This is a genomic window from Puerhibacterium sp. TATVAM-FAB25, assembly GCF_046535855.1.
Lineage (GTDB): Bacteria > Actinomycetota > Actinomycetes > Actinomycetales > Cellulomonadaceae > Puerhibacterium > Puerhibacterium variabilis_A.
On the sequence record NZ_JAXUAK010000001.1, the window covers coordinates 22282 to 46382 of the forward strand.

General features: G+C 74.1%; 23 protein-coding genes, 1 tRNA gene and 1 pseudogene. 17 read left to right on the plus strand and 8 right to left on the minus strand.

Annotated features, from left to right (window positions below; all coding sequences use genetic code 11):
• Positions 1 to 43: 43 nt before the first annotated feature.
• The 5 genes from pgl to tkt all read right to left on the minus strand — a co-directional run bounded on the left by pgl (position 44) and on the right by tkt (position 6800).
• Complete coding sequence (pgl, locus tag U5M74_RS00100; protein ID WP_410904994.1) at positions 44 to 838, minus strand: 6-phosphogluconolactonase; 795 nt, start codon at positions 836 to 838, stop codon at positions 44 to 46.
• Positions 835 to 1782: a glucose-6-phosphate dehydrogenase assembly protein OpcA gene (gene opcA, locus U5M74_RS00105; RefSeq protein WP_410904996.1), complete on the minus strand. Its 948-nt coding sequence runs from the start codon at positions 1780 to 1782 to the stop codon at positions 835 to 837. Before opcA ends, pgl begins: the two co-directional genes overlap by 4 nt.
• Entirely contained in the window at positions 1779 to 3320 is a 1542-nt protein-coding gene (zwf, locus tag U5M74_RS00110; RefSeq protein ID WP_410904998.1) for a glucose-6-phosphate dehydrogenase, read from the minus strand. Before zwf ends, opcA begins: the two co-directional genes overlap by 4 nt.
• Positions 3321 to 3403: 83 nt before the next feature.
• The gene (gene tal, locus U5M74_RS00115) at positions 3404 to 4537 is read right to left on the minus strand and encodes a transaldolase (RefSeq protein WP_410904999.1); all 1134 of its coding nucleotides are present in this window, start codon (positions 4535 to 4537) and stop codon (positions 3404 to 3406) included.
• Positions 4538 to 4637: 100 nt separating this feature from the next.
• A complete protein-coding gene (gene tkt / locus U5M74_RS00120; protein WP_410905001.1) occupies positions 4638 to 6800 on the minus strand; it encodes a transketolase in 2163 nt (720 codons plus the stop codon).
• Positions 6801 to 7290: 490 nt separating this feature from the next.
• Here tkt and U5M74_RS00125 point away from each other — a divergent pair, with 490 nt between their 5' ends.
• The 16 genes from U5M74_RS00125 (at position 7291) to U5M74_RS00200 (ending at position 20833) form a co-directional block, all read left to right on the plus strand.
• Positions 7291 to 8301 carry a heme o synthase gene (locus U5M74_RS00125; protein ID WP_410905002.1) on the plus strand — a complete coding sequence of 337 codons (1011 nt, stop codon included), beginning with the start codon at positions 7291 to 7293 and terminating at the stop codon, positions 8299 to 8301.
• 121 nt (positions 8302 to 8422) lie between these two features.
• Positions 8423 to 9391 carry a site-specific tyrosine recombinase XerD gene (locus tag U5M74_RS00130; protein WP_410905004.1) on the plus strand — a complete coding sequence of 323 codons (969 nt, stop codon included), beginning with the start codon at positions 8423 to 8425 and terminating at the stop codon, positions 9389 to 9391.
• A gap of 169 nt (positions 9392 to 9560) precedes the next feature.
• A complete protein-coding gene (locus U5M74_RS00135; protein WP_410905006.1) occupies positions 9561 to 10457 on the plus strand; it encodes a ParA family protein in 897 nt (298 codons plus the stop codon).
• On the plus strand, positions 10441 to 11361 hold the full coding sequence (locus tag U5M74_RS00140) for a segregation and condensation protein A (protein WP_410905008.1): 921 nt from the start codon (positions 10441 to 10443) through the stop codon (positions 11359 to 11361). Before U5M74_RS00135 ends, U5M74_RS00140 begins: the two co-directional genes overlap by 17 nt.
• On the plus strand, positions 11358 to 12011 hold the full coding sequence (scpB, locus tag U5M74_RS00145; protein ID WP_410905010.1) for an SMC-Scp complex subunit ScpB: 654 nt from the start codon (positions 11358 to 11360) through the stop codon (positions 12009 to 12011). Before U5M74_RS00140 ends, scpB begins: the two co-directional genes overlap by 4 nt.
• Positions 12012 to 12143: 132 nt before the next feature.
• On the plus strand, positions 12144 to 12875 hold the full coding sequence (locus tag U5M74_RS00150; protein WP_410905752.1) for a pseudouridine synthase: 732 nt from the start codon (positions 12144 to 12146) through the stop codon (positions 12873 to 12875).
• 151 nt (positions 12876 to 13026) lie between these two features.
• A complete protein-coding gene (cmk, locus tag U5M74_RS00155; protein ID WP_410905012.1) occupies positions 13027 to 13731 on the plus strand; it encodes a (d)CMP kinase in 705 nt (234 codons plus the stop codon).
• 61 nt (positions 13732 to 13792) lie between these two features.
• Positions 13793 to 15313, plus strand: coding sequence for a ribosome biogenesis GTPase Der (gene der, locus U5M74_RS00160; RefSeq protein ID WP_410905014.1), 1521 nt, complete (start codon positions 13793 to 13795; stop codon positions 15311 to 15313).
• Positions 15310 to 16593 carry a hypothetical protein gene (locus tag U5M74_RS00165; protein WP_410905016.1) on the plus strand — a complete coding sequence of 428 codons (1284 nt, stop codon included), beginning with the start codon at positions 15310 to 15312 and terminating at the stop codon, positions 16591 to 16593. The genes der and U5M74_RS00165 overlap by 4 nt, the downstream gene beginning before the upstream one ends.
• A gap of 31 nt (positions 16594 to 16624) precedes the next feature.
• Entirely contained in the window at positions 16625 to 17221 is a 597-nt protein-coding gene (locus tag U5M74_RS00170; protein WP_410905018.1) for a GNAT family N-acetyltransferase, read from the plus strand.
• A 63-nt stretch (positions 17222 to 17284) separates the two neighbouring features.
• Positions 17285 to 17361: transfer RNA gene (locus U5M74_RS00175), tRNA-Pro, on the plus strand.
• Between the two features lie 190 nt (positions 17362 to 17551).
• Positions 17552 to 17812 (plus strand): helix-turn-helix transcriptional regulator, encoded by a 261-nt coding sequence (locus tag U5M74_RS00180; protein WP_410905019.1) that lies wholly within the window; start codon positions 17552 to 17554, stop codon positions 17810 to 17812.
• A 6-nt stretch (positions 17813 to 17818) separates the two neighbouring features.
• A complete protein-coding gene (locus tag U5M74_RS00185) occupies positions 17819 to 18466 on the plus strand; it encodes a hypothetical protein (RefSeq protein ID WP_410905021.1) in 648 nt (215 codons plus the stop codon).
• Between the two features lie 73 nt (positions 18467 to 18539).
• Positions 18540 to 18989, plus strand: coding sequence for a DUF3995 domain-containing protein (locus U5M74_RS00190; protein WP_410905023.1), 450 nt, complete (start codon positions 18540 to 18542; stop codon positions 18987 to 18989).
• Positions 18990 to 19646: 657 nt separating this feature from the next.
• Entirely contained in the window at positions 19647 to 20063 is a 417-nt protein-coding gene (locus tag U5M74_RS00195; RefSeq protein WP_410905025.1) for a PadR family transcriptional regulator, read from the plus strand.
• A 266-nt stretch (positions 20064 to 20329) separates the two neighbouring features.
• The gene (locus tag U5M74_RS00200) at positions 20330 to 20833 is read left to right on the plus strand and encodes a hypothetical protein (RefSeq protein ID WP_410905027.1); all 504 of its coding nucleotides are present in this window, start codon (positions 20330 to 20332) and stop codon (positions 20831 to 20833) included.
• 569 nt (positions 20834 to 21402) lie between these two features.
• Here U5M74_RS00200 and U5M74_RS00205 read toward each other — a convergent pair.
• Complete coding sequence (locus U5M74_RS00205) at positions 21403 to 22839, minus strand: MFS transporter (protein ID WP_410905029.1); 1437 nt, start codon at positions 22837 to 22839, stop codon at positions 21403 to 21405.
• Positions 22840 to 23169: 330 nt separating this feature from the next.
• Between U5M74_RS00205 and U5M74_RS00210 the strand changes: the two genes are divergently transcribed.
• Positions 23170 to 23364, plus strand: coding sequence for a heavy-metal-associated domain-containing protein (locus U5M74_RS00210; RefSeq protein ID WP_410905754.1), 195 nt, complete (start codon positions 23170 to 23172; stop codon positions 23362 to 23364).
• A 25-nt stretch (positions 23365 to 23389) separates the two neighbouring features.
• Here U5M74_RS00210 and U5M74_RS00215 read toward each other — a convergent pair whose 3' ends face one another.
• Together U5M74_RS00215 and U5M74_RS00220 are read right to left on the minus strand one after the other, a co-directional pair.
• The gene (locus U5M74_RS00215) at positions 23390 to 23815 is read right to left on the minus strand and encodes a TetR family transcriptional regulator C-terminal domain-containing protein (protein ID WP_410905755.1); all 426 of its coding nucleotides are present in this window, start codon (positions 23813 to 23815) and stop codon (positions 23390 to 23392) included.
• A pseudogene (locus U5M74_RS00220) lies at positions 23816 to 24040 on the minus strand (helix-turn-helix domain-containing protein); the annotation flags it as partial. It lies immediately after the preceding gene.
• Positions 24041 to 24101 lie beyond the last annotated feature (61 nt).

Below are 24101 nucleotides of genomic sequence, written 5' to 3' on the forward strand. Positions count from 1 at the left end.
CAGTCGCCGGCCAGTCGCCGGCCAGTCGCCGGTCAGGCGTCCGTCACGGGGCGTCCGCCGCCGCGGTGTCGAGCAACCACAGCGTGCGCTCGGTGCCGTGCACGCCCGCGGCCGGGACCTCGTCGACGGGCTGGTCCGCCAGCGCGGCGGCGGCCCGCTCGGCCTTCTCGGCGCCGGCGGCCACGACCCACACCTCCCGGGCGGCCCGGATGGCGTCGAACGTGAGCGAGACCCGCTCCGGCGGCGGCTTGGGGGAGCCGTGCACGCCCACCGTCGCACCGCCCGCCGCCAGGGCGGCGTGCCCCGGGAAGAGCGACGCGACGTGGCCGTCGGGGCCCATGCCGAGCAGGAGCACGTCGAAGGCGGGCACCTGCAGGTCGCCCGTAGCCGGGTCGGCCACGGCCGCGAGCTCGGCGGCGTAGGCGGCCGCGGACTCCTCGGGGGAGTCGGCGCGGTCGGGCCCGGCCATCGCGTGCACGTTGGCCTCGGGCAGGCCGTGCTCCGCGACGAGGGCGTCCAGCAGCGCCTCGCGCGCCTGCGTCTCGTTGCGGTCGGCGTGCCCGGCCGGCACGAACCGCTCGTCGCCCCACCACAGGTGGACGCCGGACCAGTCGACCGCGGCGACGAGCGGGCTCGCCGCCGCCGCCGCGAGCGTGCGGATGCCGACCGTGCCGCCGGTGAGGACCACGTGCACCGGCCGGCGCACCGACTGCACGTCGAGGACGCGCGTCAGCAGCCGGGCGGCGGCCGCCTGGGCGAGGACCTCGGCGTCCGGGTGGACGACGACGAGCCGGCGGCCCGCCGTCGTCGTCCCCGGGGCCACGGCGGCGCCGGTCATGCCGGCACCGTCTCGGCCTGCTCCCCGGCGTCGAGCAGCGGGAGGCCCTTGGTGAGGACCTCCTCGAAGATCTCGTCCGGGTCGAGGCGCCGCAGCTCCTCGATGAGGGCCTCGTCGAGCTTGCGGATCGGCAGCGCGATGCGCCGGTCGGGCGTGCCGGTCTGGCGGATCGTCACGACGCGCCCGTCCGGGCGGTCGAGCACGACGGTGCCCGCCTTGCGCTGCAGCGTCACCTTGGTGATCGCCTTGGCGCCCTCGTGGTGCACGATGCGCGCCGGGCAGTGCAGGCGGCTGCCGAGCCACGCGGCCAGCAGGTCGAGCGAGGTGTGGCCCTTCTCGCCCTCCACGACGACCTCGGTGACCGGCTCGTACGGCGGCTGCTCCAGCGCCGCCGCGAGCAGGCCGCGCCACAGCGTCACGCGCGCCCACGCCAGGTCCGTGTCGCCCTCGGCATAGTTCTGCGCCAGGCGGCGGATCATCGCTTCCGGGTCGGCGGACATGATCGAGTCGGTCACGCGGCGCTGGGCCATGCGGCCCACGCGGTCGGCCGAGGGCACCTCGGGCGCCTCGCGCGGCCACCACACGACGATCGGGGCGTCGGGCAGCAGCAGCGGCATGACCACGGAGTCCGGCTCGTCCTGCAGCGGGCCGGAGGTGCGCAGGACGACCACCTCGGAGGCGCCGGCGTCGCCGCCGACGCGGATCTGCGCGTCGAGCCGCGGCTCGTCGTCCGGGCCGCCGGCGGCGGCGAGGACGATGACGCGGCAGGGGTGCTCGCGGCTGGCGTCGTTGGCCGCGTCCACGGCCATCTCGACGTCCTCGGCGTCCGCGACCACGACGAGCGTGAGCACGCGGCCCAGGGCCACGGCGCCGCCCTCGTCCCGCAGCCGGACGAGGCGCTTGTCGACCGCCGTCGTGGTGGTCTCGGGCATGTCGATGATCACGGTCGCCTCCAGGCACGCCCGTCGCGGGCCATCATCTCGTTCGCGGACGCCGGCCCCCAGGTACCGGCGGGGTACGGCTCGGGCTTGCCGTGCTGCGCCCAGTACGCGGTGATCGGGTCGAGGATCTTCCAGGAGAGCTCGACCTCCTCGCGCGTCGGGAACAGCGGCGGGTCGCCGAGCAGCACGTCGAGGATGAGTCGCTCGTACGCCTCGGGGGAGGACTCGGTGAAGGCGTGGCCGTAGCCGAAGTCCATGGTCACGTCGCGCACCTCCATGGCGGTGCCCGGCACCTTGGCGCCGAACCGCATGGTGACGCCCTCGTCGGGCTGCACGCGGATGACCAGGGCGTTGTTGCCGAGGTCGGAGGTGAGCGAGCTCTCGAATGGCAGGTGCGGCGCCTTCTTGAACACGACGGCGACCTCGGTCACGCGGCGGCCGAGGCGCTTGCCCGTGCGCAGGTAGAACGGGACGCCCGCCCAGCGGCGGTTGTCGACGTCCAGGCGCACCGCGGCGTAGGTCTCGGTGGTGGAGTTCGGGTTGAAGCCCTCCTCCTCCAGGAAGCCGACGACCTTCTCGCCGCCCTGCCATGCCGCCGTGTACTGGCCGCGGGCGGTGTGCTTGCCGAGGTCGCGCGGCAGGCGCACGGACGACAGCGCCTTGATCTTCTCCGCGCGCAGCGCCTGGGCGTCGAAGTTCACCGGCTCCTCCATCGCCACGAGGGCGAGGAGCTGCAGCAGGTGGTTCTGGATGACGTCGCGCGCCGCGCCGATGCCGTCGTAGTAGCTCGCCCGGCCGCCGATGCCGATGTCCTCGGCCATGGTGATCTGGACGTGGTCGACGTAGTTGGCGTTCCAGATGGGCTCGAACATCTGGTTGGCGAACCGCAGCGCCAGCAGGTTCTGGACGGTCTCCTTGCCCAGGTAGTGGTCGATGCGGAACACCGAGTCCTCGGGGAAGACCTCCGAGACGACGGCGTCGAGCTCGCGCGCCGACTCCAGGTCGTGGCCGAACGGCTTCTCGATGACGACGCGGCGCCAGGCGCCCTCCTGCGGCGTGGACAGCCCGTGCTCCTGGAGCTGGCGGCACACGACCGGGAAGGCGCTCGGCGGCACGGACAGGTAGAAGGCGTGGTTGCCGTTCGTGCCGCGCTCCTCGTCGAGCTTCTCGACGGTCTGGCGCAGCCGGTCGAACGCGTCGTCGTCGTCGAACGAGCCCTGCACGAACCGGATGCCCTCGGCGAGCTGGCGCCAGGTGGACTCCCGGAACGGGGTGCGGGCGTGCTGCTTGACGGCGTCGTGCACGATCTCGGCGAAGTCCTGGTCCGCCCAGTCGCGCCGGGCGAAGCCCGTCAGCGCGAAGCCGGGCGGCAGCAGGCCGCGGTTGGCCAGGTCGTACACCGCGGGCATGAGCTTCTTGCGCGACAGGTCGCCCGTCACGCCGAAGATCACCAGGCCGCTGGGCCCGGCGATGCGCGGCAGGCGCAGGTCGAGGGGGTCACGCAGCGGGTTGTGCTCCGCCGTGATCTTTGCCGGTCTCAAGGTCCCCGTCTCTCCTCGTGGATGTCATGGAGGGGTGGAAGGCGTGCGGGCCCCGCCGGGGAGCGGGGCCCGCACGGGAGGGGTCAGGCGCCGGCGGCGTCGAGGCCCGTCTTGGTCGTGGTGAGCAGCTCGTCCCAGCTCACCTCGAACTTCTGCACGCCCTCCTCCTCGAGGGTGCGGGTGACGTCGTGGATCGAGATGCCGAGCTTCTCGATCGCGGCGACGGTGGCGGCGGCCTCCTCGGCCGTGCCGGAGACCGTGTCGCCGATCACGATGCCGTGGTCGGCGAACGCGTCGAGCGTGGCCTGCGGCATGGTGTTGACCACGCCGGCCACGACGAGCTCGTCGACGTACAGGGTGTCGCGGTACTCGGGGTTCTTCACGCCCGTCGAGGCCCACAGGGGGCGCTGCGGCTGGGCGCCGGCCGCGGCCAGGGCCTGCCAGCGCTCGGAGGAGAAGACCTCCTGGTAGGCGGCGTACGCCAGGCGGGCGTTGGCGATGGCCGCCTTGCCGCGCAGCTCCAGCGCCTCGTCGGTGCCGATCTTCGTGAGGGCGGCGTCGACCGAGGCGTCCACGCGCGAGACGAAGAAGGACGCGACCGAGCCGATGGGGGCCAGGTCGTGGCCGTTCGCCCGCGCCTGCTCCAGGCCCGCGAGGAACGCGTCCATCACGGCGCGGTAGCGCTCGATCGAGAAGATCAGCGTGACGTTGACGCTGATGCCCGCGCCGAGCACGGCGGTGATGGCGGGCAGGGCCTGCTCCGTCGCGGGGATCTTGATCATGACGTTGGGCCGGTCGATCGTGGCCCACAGGCGCTTGGCCGTGGCGATCGTGGCGTCGGCGTCGCGCGCCAGGCGCGGGTCGACCTCGATCGACACGCGGCCGTCGACGGTGCCGGTGGCGTCGTAGACGGGCCGCAGCACGTCGGCGGCGTCGCGCACGTCGTCGGTCGTGATCTTCTCGACGGCGGCCTCGACGTCGGTGCCGGCCAGCGCGGACAGCGTGGCGTCGTAGGCGTTCCCCTTGGCGAGGGCCGAGGCGAAGATCGTCGGGTTGGTGGTGACGCCGACCACGTCCTTCTCGGCGACGAGCTGCGCGAGGTTGCCCGTGTCGAGGCGCTCGCGGGACAGGTCGTCGAGCCAGATGGACACGCCGGCCTCGGAGAGGCGGCGCGTCGGGCGCGTGGTGTCGTCGGTGGTGGGGGTGGTGTCGGTCATGGGACCAGACCTCCTTCGTGGCGGGCTCGGGGAGTGCGGCGGTGCCGCCGGGGCGACGGGCGGGCCGCCGGGGTGCGTCCCGGCGGCCCGCCCGCGTGCCTCAGAGCTGGTCGCCGGTGCCGCCGGTCTGCGGCGCGGGCGCCGCGCCCGGGGCGGCCGACCCGGCCGCGGCGATGGACTCGCGCGCGGCGGCGGCCACGGCCTCGGCGGTGATGCCGAACTCCTGGTACAGCTTCTTGTAGTCGGCGGAGGCGCCGTAGTGCTCGAGGGAGACGCTGCGGCCGGCGTCGCCGACGATCTCGCGCCAGCCCTGGCGGACGCCCGCCTCGACCGACACGCGGGCCTTGACGGCCGCCGGGAGCACCGACTCGCGGTACTCGTCGTCCTGCTTGTCGAACCACTCGCGGCTGGGCATCGAGACGACGCGGGCGGCCACGCCCTCGGCGGCCAGGGCCTCGCGCGCCTCGACGGCGAGCTGCACCTCGGAGCCGGTGCCGATGAGGATCACGTCGGGCGTGCCCTCGGTGTCGAGCAGCGTGTAGGCGCCCTTGAGGGTGCCCTCGGCGCCGGCGAAGCCGTCGGTGCCGCGCGGGAACGTCGGCACGTTCTGGCGGGTGAGGATCAGGCCGGCCGGGTTGTCCGTGTTCTCCAGGATCCCGCGCCAGGCCCAGGCGGTCTCGTTGGCGTCGGCCGGGCGGACGATGTCGAGGCCGGGGATGGCGCGCAGCGCGGCCAGGTGCTCGACCGGCTGGTGGGTCGGGCCGTCCTCGCCGAGGCCGATCGAGTCGTGCGTCCAGACGAACGTCGACGGGATCTCCATGAGCGCGGCGAGACGCACGGCGGCGCGCATGTAGTCGGAGAACTGCAGGAACGTGCCGCCGTACGGGCGGGTCAGGCCGTGCAGCACGATGCCGTTGAGGATCGAGCCCATGGCGTGCTCACGGATGCCGAAGTGCAGCGTGCGGCCGAACTCGTGGCCCGGGAACTTCTTGGTGGCGTGCTCGGCCGGGACGAACGACGGCTCGCCGTCCATCGTGGTGTTGTTCGAGCCGGCCAGGTCGGCGGAGCCGCCCCACAGCTCGGGCAGCACGTCCTTGAGGGCGGTGAGGACCTTGCCGGAGGCGGCGCGGGTCGCGGTGCCCTTCTCGCTGGCCTCGAAGACGGGCAGCTCGGCCTCCCAGCCCTCGGGGAGCTGGCGCTTGCTGAGGCGCTCGAGCAGGGCGGCGCGCTCGGGGTTGGCCGACGACCACGCGGAGAAGGCCTGCTCCCAGGCCTCGCGCTGGGCGGACTGGCGACCGGCGACGTCGCGGGTGTAGGCGAGCACCTCGTCGTCGATGTGGAACGACTTCTCGGGGTCGAGGCCGAGGATCTCCTTGAGACCCTTGATCTCGTCGGCGCCCATGGCGGAGCCGTGGATGCCGCCGGTGTTCTGCTTGGTCGGCGACGGCCAGCCGATGATGGTGCGCAGGGCGATGATCGACGGCTTGCCCGTCTCCGCCTTGGCGGCGTCGAGGGCGGCCGCGAGCGCGTCCACGTCCTCGCCGTAGCCGGTGCCGCCCTCGGTCCAGTCGACGCGCTGGGTGTGCCAGCCGTAGGCCTCGTAGCGCTTGAGGACGTCCTCGCTGAACGCGATGTCGGTGTCGTCCTCGATCGAGATCTTGTTGTCGTCCCAGATGACGACGAGGTTGCCCAGCTGCTGGTGGCCGGCGAGCGAGGACGCCTCGGAGGTCACGCCCTCCTCGAGGTCGCCGTCGGAGGCGATCACGTAGACGTGGTGGTCGAACGGCGACTCGCCGGCCGGGGTCTCCGGGTCGAGCAGGCCGCGCTCGCGGCGGGCGGCGAACGCCATGCCGACGGCCGAGGCGAGGCCCTGGCCGAGCGGGCCGGTGGTGATCTCGACGCCCGCGGTGTGCTTGTACTCCGGGTGGCCCGGGGTCTTGGAGCCCCAGGTGCGCAGCGCCGCGATGTCCTCCATCTCCAGGCCGTAGCCGGCCAGGAACAGCTGGAGGTAGATCGTCAGCGACGAGTGGCCGGCCGACAGCACGAAGCGGTCGCGCCCGACCCAGTGCTCGTCGGCCGGGTCGTGGCGCATGGTCTTCTGGAAGAGCAGGTACGCGGCCGGAGCCAGGGAGATCGCCGTGCCCGGGTGGCCGTTGCCGACCTTCTCGACGGCGTCGGCGGCGAGGGCCTTGATGGACTTCACCGCGCGGTCGTCGAGCTCGCTCCACTCGAGCGGCGTCAGGGCGGGGTCGAACGTGCTCACGAATATGCCTCATTCCTGCCCGGGGGAACTGGCCCCGGGGTCGTGTGCTGCTAGCCAGATCCGAGTGCCAACGCGCAGGTCCGGACGGCGGCATGCCCGCGTGATGTCGCAGGTGGCTCGCGCCGTCGGTGCAGGCGGTTGCACGTCCAGCGTATATCCACGGCCTCGTGGACGCCTCGGTCGTCCCACCAGGTGGGGCCGGCGTGGCGTCCGGCCGTGCCCCGCCGGGACCGGCGGGGCACCCGCGCACAGGGCGCCGTCCCAGGTCAACGTCCGGGGGAGAGGGCCGGATCCCGGACATTTCTCACACCGTGGACGGCCGCCACGCGGACTGACCGCCGGGCGTGGCGGACGTACGATGGGGCGGAGCCCCGTGCGTCCTGCGGCGCCGGGCGCACGACGAGACCGCCGGTCGCGTCCTGGCCCGAGCGGGCCGTCACGGGTCGCCGGCGGCGGCCACAGCCCTGCGGAGAACGGAACACCGACGCGCGTGAGCACGAGCCAGACGACGACCGAGGGGACCGCCCGTCCCCTGACGGCGGCGACCCGAGAGGCGCGCGGCACGCACGGCGCGGAGCCGGACCCCGCGCCGCGCTCGACCCCGGGCGCGGGCCGCCTGCGGGACCGCGTCGGGGCGTACGTCGCCCTGACCAAGCCGCGGATCATCGAGCTGCTGCTGGTGACGACGATCCCCACGATGTTCCTCGCCGCGGACGGCCTGCCGCCGATCGTGCTGGTGCTGCAGACCTTGGTGGGCGGCGCCATCGCGGCCGGCAGCGCCAACGCGTTCAACATGTACCTGGACCGGGACATCGACGCGCAGATGAACCGCACCAAGCGGCGTCCGCTCGTCACCGGCGAGGTCACCCCGCGGGCGGCGCTGGTCTTCGCCACGGTGCTCGGCCTCGTCGCCCTGCTGTGGTTCGCGCTGCTGGTCAACCTCGCCTCGGCGTGGCTGGCCTTCGCGGCCATCGCGATCTACGTCGTCGGCTACACGATGATCCTCAAGCGGCGCACGCCGCAGAACATCGTGTGGGGCGGCATCGCCGGCTGCATGCCGGTGTTCATCGGCTGGGCCGCGGTCACCGGCGGGCTGGACTGGCCGGCGCTCGCGCTGTTCGGCGTCATCTTCTTCTGGACCCCGCCGCACTACTGGCCGCTGTCGGTGAAGTTCAAGGCGGACTACGCCAAGGCCGGCGTGCCCATGCTGCCCGTGGTGGCCAGCGACCGGCGCGTGGCGGTCGAGATGGTCGTCTACACCGTCGCGATGGCGGCGTGCTCCCTGGCGCTGGTCCCGCTCGCCGGCATGACGTGGGTCTACACCGTCGTCGCCGTGGGCGTGAACCTCTGGTTCGGCTGGAAGGCCGTGCGCATGCTGCAGCACGCCCGGGCCGGCCGGCCCAAGGCGGGCAAGATGGGCATGAGCGTCTTCCACGACTCGATCACCTACCTGACGATCCTGTTCGTCGCCGTGGCGGTCGACGTGTTCCTGCCCTTCTGAGCCCCCTCCGGGCTCCCGTCGCCGACGCGCCGCCGGCGGTCCCGCTCGGGGCCGCCGGCGGTTGCGTCTCTCCCCGGCGAGGCGCCGCGGCCCGCGGACCGCGGCCGGGCATCATGGCCCGGTGAGCTCCGCAGCCGTCGTCACCAGCGGCCCCCTCGAGGCGGCGCTCGACGACTACCTGGCGCACCTGCGCGTCGAGCGGGGCCTGTCCGCCAACACCACCGCCGCCTACCGGCGCGACCTGGGCCGCTACGTGCGCCACCTCGAGGTCGCCGGGCGCGCCTCCCTGGGCACCGTCCGCGAGGACGACGTCGCCGCGTTCCTCACCGCCGTGCGCGAGGGGAGCGACGGCGGTGCGCCCCTGTCGGCGGCGTCGGCCGCCCGCGCGCTGGCCGCCGTGCGCGGCTGGCACCGCTTCGCGCACGCCGAGGGCCTGACCGCCGACGACCCCGCCGCCGACGTGCGCGCCCCCACCCAGCTGCGCCGCCTGCCGCACGCGCTGAGCGTCGACGCCGTCGGGCGCCTGCTCGAGGCCGCCGGGCAGGGGGAGGGGCCCGTGCCGCTGCGCGACCGCGCGCTGCTCGAGCTGCTCTACTCGACCGGCGGGCGCATCAGCGAGGTGGTCGGGCTCGACGTCGACGCGCTGGCGTGGCTCGGCGCCGCGCCGGGCGACTCCGCCGCCGAGGCGGTGCGGCTGCGTGGCAAGGGCGACAAGGAGCGCGTCGTCCCCGTGGGGTCGTACGCGCGGGCGGCGCTCGACGCCTACCTGGTCCGGGCGCGCGGTCCGCTGGCCACGGCCGGCACGGGGACGCCGGCGCTGTTCCTCAACACCCGGGGGCGGCGCCTGTCGCGGCAGTCGGCCTGGGCGGTGCTGCAGGCGGCGGCGCAGCGCGCCGGGCTGCGCGACCACGTCTCGCCGCACACGCTGCGGCACTCGTTCGCCACCCACCTGCTGCAGGGTGGGGCCGACGTCCGCGTGGTCCAGGAGCTGCTCGGGCACGCGTCGGTCACGACGACGCAGATCTACACGATGGTCACGCCGGACACGCTGCGCGAGGTCTACGCCGCGGCGCACCCGCGCGCCCTCTGAGGTCCGCGCGCAGGTCGGTGCGCAGGTCGGTGCGCAGGTCGGTGCGCAGGTCGGTGCACAGGCCCGCGCGCCGGTGACGGGCGGGCGCGGTCGCCGGCGGTGCGTCCACGCCGCGGCGCGCCGGTCGTGCCCCGTCGGGACGGCTCGCCGCTGAGGTACCGTGACCGTCGTGACCGAGGGACTGGGGAACGACACGCTGTTCGCGACGGCCGGGGCCGACGAGGTGGCCACCGACGTGGTGGGACGCCCGCTGCCCGAGTTCCCGGTGCCGGCACCGCTGGCCGGGCACGGCCCCGCGCGCATCATCGCGATGTGCAACCAGAAGGGCGGGGTCGGCAAGACGACCACGACCATCAACCTCGGGGCCGCGCTGGCCGAGTACGGCCGCCGCGTGCTGCTGGTGGACTTCGACCCCCAGGGCGCCGCCTCGGTCGGCGTCGGGGTCAACCCGCACGAGCTCGACCTGACGGTCTACAACCTGCTCATGGACCGCAGCGTGCAGCTGCAGGACGTCGTCGTGCCGACGAACGTGGCCAACCTCGACGTGGTGCCCGCCAACATCGACCTCTCGGCGGCCGAGGTGCAGCTCGTCGGCGAGGTGGCGCGCGAGTCGGTGCTCGCCCGCGCCCTGCGCCCGGCGCTCGACGAGTACGACGTGATCCTCGTCGACTGCCAGCCGTCCCTCGGCCTGCTGACCGTCAACGCGCTGACCGCCGCGCACGGCGTGATGATCCCGCTGGAGTGCGAGTTCTTCGCGCTGCGCGGCGTCGCGCTGCTCATCGAGACCATCGAGAAGGTGCGCGACCGGCTCAACCCGACGCTGGAGATCGACGGCATCCTGCCGACCATGTACGACTCGCGCACCCTGCACTCGCGCGAGGTCGTGGCCCGCGTGCACGAGGCGTTCGGCGACACGCTGCTGCACACCGTCATCGGGCGCACCGTGAAGTTCCCCGACGCGTCCGTGGCCGCGGAGCCGATCACCGCCTACGCCCCGAACCACCCGGGCGCTGCGGCCTACCGGCAGCTGGCCCGGGAGCTCGTGGCGCGTGGCGACGCCGCCTGAGGCGAGGCCCGGCGGGCCGTTCGAGGTCCGCCTCGAGAACTTCAGCGGGCCGTTCGACCTGCTGCTGAGCCTGATCACCAAGCGCGAGCTCGACGTCACCGAGGTGGCGCTGGCCGCCGTCACCGACGACTTCGTGGCCCACATCCGCGCGGCGGAGGACGCGGCGCGCGCCGCCCGCTCCCGCGGCGAGGAGCACCCCTCGTGGGACCTCGGCACGGCCAGCGAGTTCCTCGTGGTCGCCGCCACCCTGCTGGACCTCAAGGCCGCGCGGCTGCTGCCCGGGGCGGTGGAGGAGGACGCCGAGGACCTCGAGCTGCTCGAGGCGCGCGACCTCCTCTTCGCCCGGCTGCTGCAGTACCGCGCCTACAAGGAGGTCGCCGCGGTGCTCGCCCGGCGGCTCGCCACGGAGGGCCGGCGCACGCCCCGGTCGGTGCCGCTCGAGCCCGAGCTCGCGGCCCTGCTGCCCGAGCTGGTGTGGACGCTCGACGGCGACAGGCTCGCGCGGCTGGCCGCGCGCGCCCTGACGCCCCAGGCGCCGCCCGTCGTCGCGCTCGACCACCTGCACGCCCCCGCCGTGAGCGTGCGCGAGCAGGCCGCGATCGTCGTCGGGCGGCTGCGGCGGGAGCACGCGCTGACGTTCCGGGCGCTCGCGGCGGGCGAGGAGCGGCTCGTGGTCGTCGCCCGGTTCCTGGCCCTGCTGGAGCTGTTCCGCTCCGGGCAGGTGGCGTTCGAGCAGGCGGCGGCGCTCGGCGAGCTGACGGTGCGCTGGACCGGCACCGACGAGGAGCCTGGGGACGCCGCCGGCACGGGACTCGCCGGGCTCGACGGGCTCGGACGGTTCGAGGAGTTCGACGGGGCGCCCGCGGCCGTGCCGGCCGCCGCCCTGCAGGAGGGTGAGGCATGAGCGAGGACCGTATCGCCGACGGCGTGGCGGGCACGGGCACCCCCGAGGCCGGTGTCCCGGAGGGCGCGCCGGAGGTCGACGTCGCCGACCTGCCGGGCGGGGCCGAGGCGGCGCTGGAGGCGCTGCTCATGGTCGCCGAGGGCCCCGTGCCCGCCGAGCGGCTCGCCGCCGTCGTCGGGCTGCCCGCGCACGAGGTGCGCGCGCTGCTGGCCGGCCTCGCGGCGGAGTACCGCGGCGAGACCGGCGGCCGGCCGCGCGGGTTCGAGCTGCGCGAGGGTGCCACGGGCTGGCGGGTCTACTCCGCCCGGGCGCAGCAGGACGTCGTCGCCCGCCTGGTGCGGGACGGGCAGACGGCGCGGCTGAGCCAGGCGGCGCTCGAGACGCTCGCCGTGATCGCCTACCGCCAGCCCGTCACCCGCGGGCAGGTCTCGGCGGTGCGCGGCGTCAACGTCGACGGCGTGGTCCGCACGCTGCTGGCGCGGGGTCTGGTGGCCGAGACCGGGCAGGACCCGCTGACCGGCGCGGCCCTGTTCGGCACGACCGGCGAGTTCCTGGACCGCATGGGCTGGACCTCCCTCGACGAGCTCCCGCCGCTGGCGCCCCACCTGCCCGGCCTGGACGCGCTGGAGGACCTCGGCGCCGAGCGCTGAGCTCGGGCCCGGCCGTCCCCGGCACGCGAGGGCCCGCGAGCCTGAGAGAATCGACCCGTGCCCGCCAACCAGCCCCCCAAGCAGCCCGCCCGCCGGTCGCGGCCGACGCCCCCCGAGCCGAAGGACGTGCACGTGCCCGACGGCGTGCGCCTGCAGAAGGTGCTCGCCACCGCCGGGTTCGGCTCGCGCCGCAAGGCCGAGGAGCTCATCGCCGACGGGCGCGTGACCGTCGACGGGCAGATCGTCATGGAGCTCGGCCTGCGGGTGGACCCCGCGCGCAGCGTCGTGCACGTCGACGGCATGCGGGTGCAGACCGACACCGACAAGATCACGCTGGCGCTGAACAAGCCGCACGGCGTGGTCTCCACGATGAGCGACCCGCAGGGTCGGCCCACCGTGGCCGACCTCGTCGCCGACCGCTCGGAGCGCCTCTTCCACGTCGGGCGCCTCGACACCGACAGCGAGGGCCTGCTGCTGCTGACCAACGACGGCGAGCTCGCCAACCGGCTCGCCCACCCGCGCTACGAGATCGCCAAGACCTACCTGGTGACCGTCGGCGGCGGAGAGGTCTACCCGCGCGTGGTCAAGGAGCTGCTGCGCGGCGTGGAGCTCGAGGACGGCCCGGCCGTGATGGACAAGGTCAAGATCGTCCAGGCGCTCGGCGACCGCACCATGATCGAGGTCGTGCTGCACGAGGGGCGCAACCGCATCGTGCGCCGCATGCTGGACGCCGTCGGGCACCCCGTGCTGCGCCTGGTCCGCACGCAGATCGGGCCCGTCCGGCTCGGCAACCTGCGCCCCGGCACCACCCGGGTGCTGGGCCGCACCGAGCTCGGCAGCCTCATGTCCGCCGTCGACCTGTGACGGCCGCCCGCCCCGCCGCGCCGCGCGCCTGAGCGCCGCCCCCTCGCAGCCCCCGCACCAGCCGCCCCCCGCAGCCCCCGCACCAGCAGCCGTACCCGCACCCCACCCGCACCCCACCCGCACCCCACCCGTACCCCGAGGAGTAGCTCCAGTGGTCGTCATCGCCGTCGACGGGCCGTCCGGCTCCGGCAAGTCCAGCGTGTCCAAGGCCGTCGCCCGGCGCCTCGGCCTGGCGTTCCTCGACACCGGGGCGATGTACCGGGCCGCGACCCTGTGGTGCACCCGGCGCGGGGTCGACCTCGCCGACACCACCGCCGTCGCCCGCGCCGTGCGCGTGATGCCGCTGGTCATGGGCCTGGACCCGCAGGGGCCGACCGTGCACCTCGACGGCCAGGACGTCGGCGCGGACATCCGCACCACCGAGGTCTCCACCGAGGTGTCCAAGGTGGCCACCAACCTCGACGTGCGCGCCGAGCTGCGCCGCCTGCAGCGCGAGATCATCGAGCTCGAGACGACCGACGCGGGCTGGGCCGGCGGCGCCGGCGTCGTGGCCGAGGGCCGCGACATCACCACGGTCGTCGCCCCGGACGCCGACGTGCGCGTGCTGCTCACCGCCAGCGAGGAGGCGCGGCTGCGCCGCCGGTCGCTCGAGGTGCACGGCGCCGCCGACGCCGCGGCCGTGGCCGCCACCCGCGACCAGGTGGTCCGCCGCGACCGGGACGACTCCACCGTGAGCCAGTTCTCGGTGGCCGCCGACGGCGTCGTCACCGTCGACTCCTCCGACCTCGACTTCGACCAGACGGTCGACGCGCTCCTCGACGTCGTCGCGCAGGTCACCGGCACCCGCGCGCGCTGACCGGCGCGCACGGGCGCGACCTGGTGCGCCGCGGGTCCCGGAGCCTGGGAGAATGGTCCGCATGGCAACCCCCGACGACCACACCGCCGCCGACGAGGACCTCGCCGTCGGCGAGCCCGTCGTGACCGACGCGCCCCTGGCGGACGGCGACGACGAGGCGCGCGAGCGCGCGCTGCGCGCCGGCCTCGAGGAGTTCGAGCTCGACGAGGCCGACCGCGCGCTGCTCGACGGCGACTGGGACGCCGGCGAGGAGGCGCCCGGCGAGGCGCCGCTGCCCGTCCTGGCGATCATCGGCCGCCCCAACGTCGGCAAGTCCACGCTGGTCAACCGCGTGCTCGGCCGCCGCGAGGCCGTGGTGGAGGACAAGCCCGGCGTCACCCGCGACCGCGTGAGCTACCCGGCCGAGTGGGCCGGGCGCGACTTCACGCTCGTGGACACCGGCGGCTGGGAGGTCGACGTCGCGGGCATCGAGTCCAAGGTCGCGGTGCAGGCCGAGGTGGCCGTCGCGCTCGCCGACGCCGTCGTCTTCGTGGTCGACGCCACGGTGGGCGCCACCGCGACCGACGAGCGGGTGGTGGCGCTGCTGCGCCGCGCCGGCAAGCCGGTGGTGCTCGCCGCGAACAAGGTCGACGGACCCTCGGGCGAGGCGGACGCCGCCTACCTGTGGAGCCTGGGCCTGGGCGAGCCGTTCCCGATCTCGGCGCTGCACGGGCGCGGCGTGGGCGACCTGCTGGACGCCGCCATGGCCGTGCTGCCGGAGACCTCCGCGCACGGCGAGCTCCGCCCGACCGGCCCGCGCCGCGTCGCGCTGGTCGGCCGCCCGAACGTCGGCAAGTCCTCGCTGCTGAACAAGCTCGCCGGCGCCGAGCGCGTCGTCGTCGACGAGCTGGCCGGCACCACCCGCGACCCGGTCGACGAGCTGGTCGCGATCAAGGGCGTGCCGTACTGGTTCGTCGACACCGCCGGCATCCGCCGTCGCGTGCACCAGACGTCCGGCGCCGACTTCTACGCCTCGCTGCGCACCCAGGCGGCGATCGAGAAGGCCGAGGTCGCCGTCGTGCTGCTCGACGCGTCGGAGCCGCTCACCGAGCAGGACACCCGCGTGCTGCAGCAGGTGGTCGACGCCGGGCGCGCCCTGGTCATCGCCTACAACAAGTGGGACCTCATGGACGATGACCGCCGGCCCTACCTCGAGCGGGAGTTCGAGAAGGAGCTCGTCCAGCTCCAGTGGGCGCCGCGCATCAACGTCTCGGCCCGCACCGGCTGGCACACCGACCGCCTCGTGCGCGCGCTGGAGACCGCGCTCGACTCGTGGGACACCCGCATCCCCACCGGGCGCCTCAACGCGTTCCTCGGCGAGCTCGTGGCCGCCCACCCGCACCCGCTGCGCGGCGGCAAGCAGCCGCGCATCCTGTTCGCCACCCAGGCCTCGACCCGCCCGCCGCGGTTCGTCGTCTTCGCCACGGGCTTCATCGAGGCGCAGTACCGCCGGTTCATCGAGCGGCGCCTGCGCGAGACGTTCGGCTTCGAGGGCACGCCGATCGAGATCAGCGTGCGCGTGCGGGAGAAGCGCCGCCGGTGAGCACGCCGGGCAGGCGGGCCGCCGAGCGGCCGGGGGAGCGGACAGCCGCCCCGGCCGCCGGTCCCGCCCGGCCCGGTGCGCCCTCCGGGGCCCACGCCGCCGGACGCCCCGGCGGTCACGGCGGCGCCGACCACCGTGCCCACCACCACCCGAGCGTCCACCACGCGGCGCTCGTGGCGCGCGACCGGCTGCTGCGCGCGGGGGTGGTCCGCGACACCGCCGCCGTGCGCCACGTCGTGGCGTTCCTGGTCGCGACCGTGGCCACCGTGCTGCTCACCCGCGCGTTCCTCGCGCTGGCCGGGTTCCCGCAGCTCGGCGGGGGCGGGCTGCACGTGGCCCACGTGCTGTGGGGCGGGCTGCTCATGGCCCTGGCGGTCGTGCTGCTGCTCAGCTACGTCGGGCCCACCCTGCGGCCGCTGGCCTCCGTGCTGGGCGGCGTGGGCTTCGGGCTGTTCGTCGACGAGATCGGCAAGTTCGTCACCGCCGACAACGACTACTTCTTCGCCCCGACCGCCGCGATGATCTACGTCGTCGTCGTGGCGCTCGTGCTCGTCATGGAGCTGGTGCACGGCCGGCGCGCGCACCAGCCGGCCGAGTACCTGGCCGTCGCCGCCGACCGGCTGGCGGCCGGCGTCGCCGGCGGCCTCACCGACGCCGGCCGTGCCGAGGTCGAGGACCTGCTGCAGCGCAGCGACGGCGAGCCGGGCGCGACCGAGCTGCGGCGGGTGCTGGCGGCCGTGCCGCACGACGACGTCGCCGTGCCGGACCCGGTGCACGCGCTCGTGCTGCGCCTCGACGCGACGCTGCGCGCCGCCGTCGCCCGGCCCTGGGCCCGGTACGTCGTGAGCGCCGCCGTCGTGCTCGTGGCCGCCCAGGCCGTGGCGGTCGGGATCGGCGTGCTGGGCCGGACCATCGACGTCGTGCCCTGGGTGGGCGTGGTCGTGCTCGCCGGCGTCGCCGGGACCGTGGTGTGCGCCGTGCTCGCGATCGTGGCCGGCCGCACCGCCTCGGTGCAGGGGGCCGTGTGGATGCGCCGCGCCGTGCTGGTCAGCCTGCTCGTCTCGCAGCCGTTCGTGTTCCGCGCCCTGGAGTGGGCCGCGGTGGCCGGCCTCGTCGTCGACCTCGTGGCCTTCGGGCTGCTCGAGGTCGTGCTGCGCGACGGCGCGCAGCGGGCGCGCGAGCAGGCGGAGGCGCCGGACGGCTCGGCGGTCCCGGCGGCCCAGGACGCCGACGGCGTCCCGCGGCAGGACGCCGACGGCGTCCCGCGGCAGGACCGTTGACGGCGCCGGGGACGACCGGGAGGCTGGGCACGTGACCACCGCGCCCGCCGTCGAGGCCACCTGGCCCGTGCGCACGCCCCGGCTCGTCCTGCGGCCCGCCGGGCCCGACGACGCCGACGCGTTCCTGGCCTGGCGCTCGCAGCCGCTCGTCGTGCGCTACATGTACCAGGACCCGTGGACGCCGGAGGTCGCGCGGGAGCGGCTGGCGCGCTGGGCCGCCGGTCCGTTCGCGGGGCCGGGGGACGTGCTCGTGCTCGCCGTGGTGGCCGACGACGGCGGGCCCGCGGTGGGCGAGCTGCTGCTCAAGTGGGCCGACGGCGCCGGCCAGGTCGAGGTCGGCTACGCCTTCCACCCCGACGTGACCGGGCACGGCTACGCCACGGAGGCGGCGCGGGCGCTGCTCGACCTGGCGTTCGGACGCTACGGGTTCCACCGGGCCTTCGCCCGCATCGACGAGCAGAACACCGCCTCCGTGCGGCTCGCGCAGCGCCTCGGCATGCGGCTGGAGGCGCGCCTGGTGGAGAACGACGTGCGGCCCGCCGACGGCGTCTGGTCCACCGAGGTGGTCTACGCGATGCTCGCCGCGGAGCACGGCGCGCGCCGGGGCGTGGTCTCGGCGGGCCTGTGACGTGGGGTAGTATTCCTGTCGGCCCTGCGGGGCCACGACGGCTCGCCGGTCACGGCGGCCGATCGGGCTGTGGCGCAGCTTGGTAGCGCACTTGACTGGGGGTCAAGGGGTCGCAGGTTCAAATCCTGTCAGCCCGACCACAAGGCCTGGTGAGACGGTGTCTCGCCAGGCCTGAGGTCTATCTGGGATGGCCAACTCAACCAAAACCCAACCAAGACCCCCCCTCAAAACCGGGTCTGACCGGGATCGATACGGCGGTCAGCGGGTGTCGGCTCGCAGCCTCGCGCAAGGTCGCGCGTCAGTCAGGCGTGGCATGTCCACCTGGATGGCATGGACAGTCACAGCACGCCCACGAGCGGTACCCCGAACCCGCAGCCGACCGTCGCCGGCCTCGAGCCGCTACTGAGCATCGAGACGCTGGCGGACTACGTCGGCGTCCCGGTGGTGACCATCGACCGCTGGCGCACCGAAGGCAAAGGCCCGCGTGCGCTCCGGGTGGGACGGCACCTGAAGTTCGCCCTGTCGGACGTGCAGGAATGGCTGGCCACGATTCGCGAGAGCGAGCCGGGCACGCCACCGGCCGGGCGGTGAGCCCGCGTGCCTAGGCCTCGGGTGCCGGTCGGCACGTTCGGCGACATCTGGACCGAGCCCGCCGGCCGAGGCCGCACCGTGGCCAAGGTGTGGCTCCGCGACGAGGACGGCCGTCGTCGCCAGCTGCGTGCCGCCGGATCGAGCACCGCCGAGGCCACGCGCCGGCTGAAGGAGAGGATCACGGCCGTCGACCGGCGGATGTCGGCCACGGGCGAGATCACCGGCGACACCACGTTCCTCGAGATGGTCGCCTACTGGCTGGCCGACCTCGACGCCGAGGGCGAGCTCGCCCCCAGCTCGCGCCAGCGCTACGAATGGGAGGTCAGGCACCTGGTGCTTCCGGCATTCGAGCACCTGCGCCTGCGCGAGATCACCGTGGGACGGGTCGACCGCTACCTGAAGCGTCAGCGGCAGTTCAGCTACGCCCGCGCGGTCCACTCCTGGAAGATCGTCAGCCTGGTCATGGGGCTGGCCCTGCGGCTGGAGGCGATCGACCGCAACCCGGTCGTAGGGGTCAAGCGGCTCAAGCGGCCACCCCAAGCCCCGATGCCGATCGACGCCGCCGAGCTGGACGTGATACAGGTCGCCAACGTCTCCAGCGGCAGGGTCACCGCCTGCGGCGACCGAGGGAGCCATCCCCTGCACGAGCGGTAGGACTGACCATGGCGCAGGACAGCTGCGCGCGACCGAGTGCAACACCAAGCCTTAACGACACGAAGGAGCCGCCATGGATCAGCGAACGCAGGCTCGGGCCGACGGACGGCAAGCTCTGCCTTCAGCGGGGGCCGCCTTAATCGCTGGGGCGTCCGCGCTGCACGTCCTTTGGGGCACTGGATCGTCATGGCCGGCGCGGGACCGTCGCGAACTCGCTGACCTCGTGGCCGGCACCTCGGAGTTCCCTGGCTCGGGTGCATGCTTCACGGTCGCGGCCGTGCTCGCTGGGGCCGCGGCAGTCGTCGCGACGAGAGCCGGCGGACTGCGCGGGCGAGCCGGGCGGGCCTGCATCGCTGGGGCGTTCGCGGTCAGGGGAGTGGCCGGGCTCAGTGGCTCTACTCGCAGCCTGGTGCCGTGGGCGCCTTCGGACAGATTCGTCGACTTGGACCGCCGGTATTACGGGCCGCTATGTGTAGCGATCGCGGCCCTTGTCGCTGCAGGCCTCACCGGCAAGGGGCGGTAGACACGCTGGCGCCGCCGAGGCGTGCCCACGTAGGCCCGGTCCGGGTGCCGATCACCGCGGCGCACACCACGTCCAGGGTGCGGCGATGCTTTACCTTGACCCACACCCGCTCGCCGCCGCGGTAGGGGTGCGCGCGGCCCTTGACCATCAGCTCCTCGATGCGCCGCCACGGTGTACGTAACGAACCACTCCGCGGCGGCGCCGACGTCGTCGGTCACGGCGCCAGGTTCAGCGGCGGGCACACTGGGCGGGCGCCTACGCCGCGACCCAGCACCTGATCGAGCTCGGCCACACGTCGATCCGCTACATCGGCGGTCCGCCCGCCGCCCGCTGGGACACGGTGCGCGCCCACGGGTGGTCGGCCGCGAGGCGCGGGACCTGCCGCGTGGCAGACGAGCGCTGGCGGCCGACGGAGGGGGCCTCGCCGAGGTGTTGACCAGCGAGGCGGACCGGCTTCAGACGTGGTGCCCGGCATCCCTGGCCACCGACCCTCGCGAGGCCACGGTCGTCGACGAAGAACCGCCGGTCAGAGGCATCGGCGCTGCCCGGGTGCCCGAAGGTTACCGACCAACAGTCCTGGTGCGCCGCCATAGCCATCAGTCCTAGGGGCCGCCAAGAGCCTTGGCTTTCTATCTAGTAGGTGTAACAGACTAAACCGTGGACGAGACGCCCCCGTGGCCGAGCGACTGGTTGCGCGGCGTCCTCGAGGTCTGCGTGCTGCGGGTGCTGGCCGACGGGCCGACGTACGGCTACGCCATCACGGCTGCGCTGGCCGACGGTGAGCTCGGGACGGTCAAGGGCGGAACGCTCTACCCGCTGCTCAAGCGGTTCGAGGGCTCCGGCTGGGTGAGCACGGCCTGGCGTGCGGGCGAGGGCGGCCCCGGGCGCAAGTACTACGAGCTCACGGACACCGGCCGCGCGGCTCTGCACGAGCGCTCCGCGCAGTGGCTGGCGTTCGCGCGCGTCACGAGCAGGTTCGTGGCGCATGCCGCCCGGCCCGCCGGTGCCGCGCCCACCACAGCGAACGAAGACCCGGCGGCCACCGACGCTCACGACAGGGGAGGACACCGCTGATCACGCGACTGCGGCAGCAGGCACAGGAGCGCCGGTACGAGCTGGAGCAGAGCATCGCGCCGCACGTCGAGCCCGAACGGGCGGAGTCGTTCCTTCTCGAGCTGCGGATCCAGGGTGTCGGTGGCGCCGACATCGGCCCCGCGCTCGCGGAGGTCGAGTCGCACTGTGCGGACAGCGGCGAACGAGCCGCGGCGGTCTTCGGTGATCCGGTCGCCTACGCCCGTAGCCTCGAGCTGGAGCAGGTCGAAGAGCTGAGCCTGCGATCGATGGTGAGGGCCTTCGTCCCTGGCGTTGTCTCGCTCGGCGGCATCATGGCCGCGGTCACCGCGACGCCTGCCGTCACCGGCGGCCAGGTGCTCACGCTGAGCTGGGGCACGCTGCTCGCGCTCGTGCTCGGCGTCGTCGCGGTGCTCTTGACCGTCCGACACAGCGGCCCGGTCCTGCGCGTCGTCGTGGCGCACCCCGTGCGCGCATGGTGCATCGCGATGGCGGGTATCGCCGTCGTCGTCTCGCCCCAGCTCGTGCTGGGTGGCCACCAGGCGCTCACGCTGCCCGCGCTGCCGGTGCTGGTCGCCGGGGTGCTCGGCGTCCTGGTGGCGAACGCATGGAACCTCCGCCCGGCAGCGCTGGCCGGCGACACGGTGACGTCACCGTTCGCCGTGCCCGAGGAGGCGCCCCGTAGGCGCGGCGCCACGCTCGTCGCAGCCCTCACCGCACCGTTCGGCAGCGCCGCGCTGATCGCGCTGGCCTGGTGGCTGGCGACTCGCTGAGCCCGGCGCTGAGGAGCCGGGCGCGACGCCGGGCGTGCGGGACGTTGACGGCGTGAGGCCCGCAACCCGTACGGACCCCTCGTCTTCTGCATCAGCGACCGGTCCTGGCGTGGTCCGCGCGCCGCACGGGCCCGTTGCGAACCGGCGAGCTTGTTCCGTGTCGCGTCGTCCCGTAACGCGCCACGCGATGGCGGGCAGGACCCGGGTGGAGATCCCAGGTTGCCCTGATGCTCCCGGCTCGGGTCGTCGGTCGGCTGGTCGACGTGCGCGACCCTGACCCTCCCCGCGCCGGTGTATCGATCGGAGAGCTCGCAAGGAGTACGTCCGCGCAGTCGCGCGCAGCCCTGTTGTTCGTCGGCATCGTCCGTGGCCGCGATCACGGCCGTGTGTGACGCCTCCGTGCTGCTCGACGCGCCGGTCCCGGCGTGGTTCACGGTGGGGGGCCGGTGACCGCCGGCGCTCGCGACGCTTGCCATGCTGCGGCTAGTGCCGCTGCTGGGCGGGCTCGGGTGCCGGTGGGGCCTGCGGACCCCGGGATTGGTGCGTGTGCCTGGCGGGCGGGTGCGACGTCAGCCGACGGGCGCCGCGGGATCGGTCGCGGCGGGCTCGGTCGTGGCGCGCCCGCTGAGGGTGGTGAGGGCCACGAGGCCGGCGAGGACCAGCAGCGCCGAGGCGACGACGAGCGCGGTGCTGTACCCGGCCACCAGTCCGGCTTCGGCGCCGAGGGCGGCGTTGGCCGGTGCTGCCGTGATGGTGGCCGCGACGGCTGCGAGCACGGCCAGGCCGAGGGCGACGCCGATCTGCTGGGCGGTGTTCAGCAGGGCGGAGGCGATGCCGGCCTTGTCGGGCTCGACGCGGTAGACGGCCGCCTGGGTCAGGGCCATGACCCCGAGGCCGAACCCGAGCCCGAGGACGAGCATGGCCGGGGCCAGGTGCGTCCAGTAACCGGTCTCGACGCCGATGGTGGAGAACCAGAACGCGGCGGCGGCGCTGAGCAGCGCCCCGGCGGTCGCGACGTGGCGCGGGGCGAGGCGCACCAGGAGCTTGGGCGCGGCGCCGGCGCCGATCACGAGGCCGAGCGCGAACGGCAGCCACGCGAGGCCGGCCTGCAGGGGGCTGAGCTGCTGGACCTGCTGGAGGTACAGGGTGATGACGTAGAAGGTGCCCATCGGGCCGACGGCCAGCAGCAGCATGGTGGCGTAGGCGCCGGACCGGTTGCGGTCGCGGAACAGGCCCAGCGGCAGCAGCGGGCTGGCGCTGCGCGCCTGGGTCAGCACGAAGGCGGCCAGCAGCACGGCCGCCGCGGCGAGCAGGACCAGGGCGACCGGGTCGGTGAAGCCGTCCTCGCCGAGCCGGGTGATGGCGTAGACGAGGGCGACCATGCCGCCGGTGCCGAGCGCCGCGCCGAGTGCGCCGAGGCGGCCGCGGTGGCGGTCGGCGGCGACCAGGGTGCGGCTGCCGAGCAGGACGAGCAGGCCGATGGGGACGTTGATGAAGAACACCCATCGCCAGCCGAGGGTGTCGGTCAGCACGCCGCCGAGCAGCAGGCCGACGACGATGCCGAGCCCGGACATGGCCCCGTAGAGGGCCAGCGCCTTGTCCCGCGTGGCGCGGTCGGCGAACGTGGTGGCGATCAGCGCCAGGGCGTTCGGTGCGGCCAGCGCCGCGCCGAGGCCCTGGACCGCGCGGGCCGCGACGAGCAGGCCGGTCGTCTGCGCGAGCCCACCGGCGAATGAGGCGGCGACGAAGATCGCGATGCCGGCTTGCAGCGCGCCGCGCCGGCCCCACAGGTCGCCGATGCGGCCGCCGAGGAGCAGCAGCGCCCCGAACGCCAGGATGTAGGCGTTGACGACCCACGGCAGGTGCACCGCGGTCACGTCGAGGTCGCGCTGGATGCTCGGCAGCGCGATGTTCACGATCGAGTCGTCCAGCACCAGCATCAGCTGCGCGGTCGCGATCACCAGCAGCGGCACTCCTGCACCGCGCTGACCAGTCCTTGCGGTCACACCCACTCCTCACGACACCCGGGAGGTCGTCCCGGCTCGACGGCACCGGAGCCCGTGAGGCACACCCGGCATTAGTACCCCTAGGGGGTATCGATTCGGTAGGGTATACCCCTGGGTGGTATCCATGCCACCCCGTGCGGCTCGCCGGCGTTTGTCCCGGGCCGCAGCGCCGCCAATCCGAAAGGCCCGACCATGCGAAACCTCCAGCTGACCGACGTGAACGCCACCGGCGGAGGCTGTGCCTGCTGCTCCACGAACCCAGCGCCTGCCGCGCCCACGGAGACGGCTGCCGGCGCGGCCGACGTGACCAGGACCCTCGGGGTCCGCGGGATGACATGCGGGCACTGCGTCGGCGCAGTCACGGGCGAGCTCTCTCGACTCGAGGGCGTTCGCGCCGTCGACGTGGCACTGGTCGCCGGGGGCGTCTCTACTGTGACCCTCACCTCGCGTGGCCCCCTGTCCGCGGGGGATCTGGCCGGCGCGGTTGCCAACGCAGGCTACGAGCTCACCGACCTGGCCGGCTGAGCGCCGACTGGGCCTGGCGGGATCTCTATTCGGTGACGAGACGCAGGTAGGTCCCCAGGTGCGCAGCCATGTCCAGTGGTCGCGGCCCTGAGGCGTCGAGCGAGTAGAGCCACTGCACCTGCAAGCCGTCCATCAGGGCCACGATCACCCGGGCCGCGGCCTTGGGATCTACTCCAGCAGCGAGCCGGTCGTCGCGCTCCAGCTCTTGGAGTGCCTCGTGCATGCGGGCGACCAGGCGCGCATAGCGTCGCCGCATGTGCTCATGGGCAGGATGACCGGGGGCGGCGCCCTGAGCGGCCGACCCGGCGAGAGCCTCCACCAATGGGCGGCGGGCCTCGTTGCGCTGCATGACGGCCACCAAGGCCTCGACGAACTCGACGCCGCGCGCCAGGTCGACGGCGAACGCTGCGTCGTCGAGCGCGTCGCGGTGTTCAAGTGCGGACCTGAGCAAGGCCGCCTTGCTCGGGAAGTAACGAAGGAGCGAAGGGTGCGACACCCCCGCTCGTGCAGCGATGCCACGCACTGACGCCCCGTGATATCCCAGCTCACCGAAGGCGCGGATGGCCTCGTCGAGGATCGTGGCGACCGTCGCCCGTCCCCGAGCGGTGGCGGCTTCGGGAGTGTTTGCCCGGCTGACAGCGCAGCGGGCGCGCTCTGTGCCACCTCGCGTTCCCATGCGGCCTCACTGACTTCTCTCGACGGGTGGCTGTCGCGCGATGCGACCCTCACGGCACCGC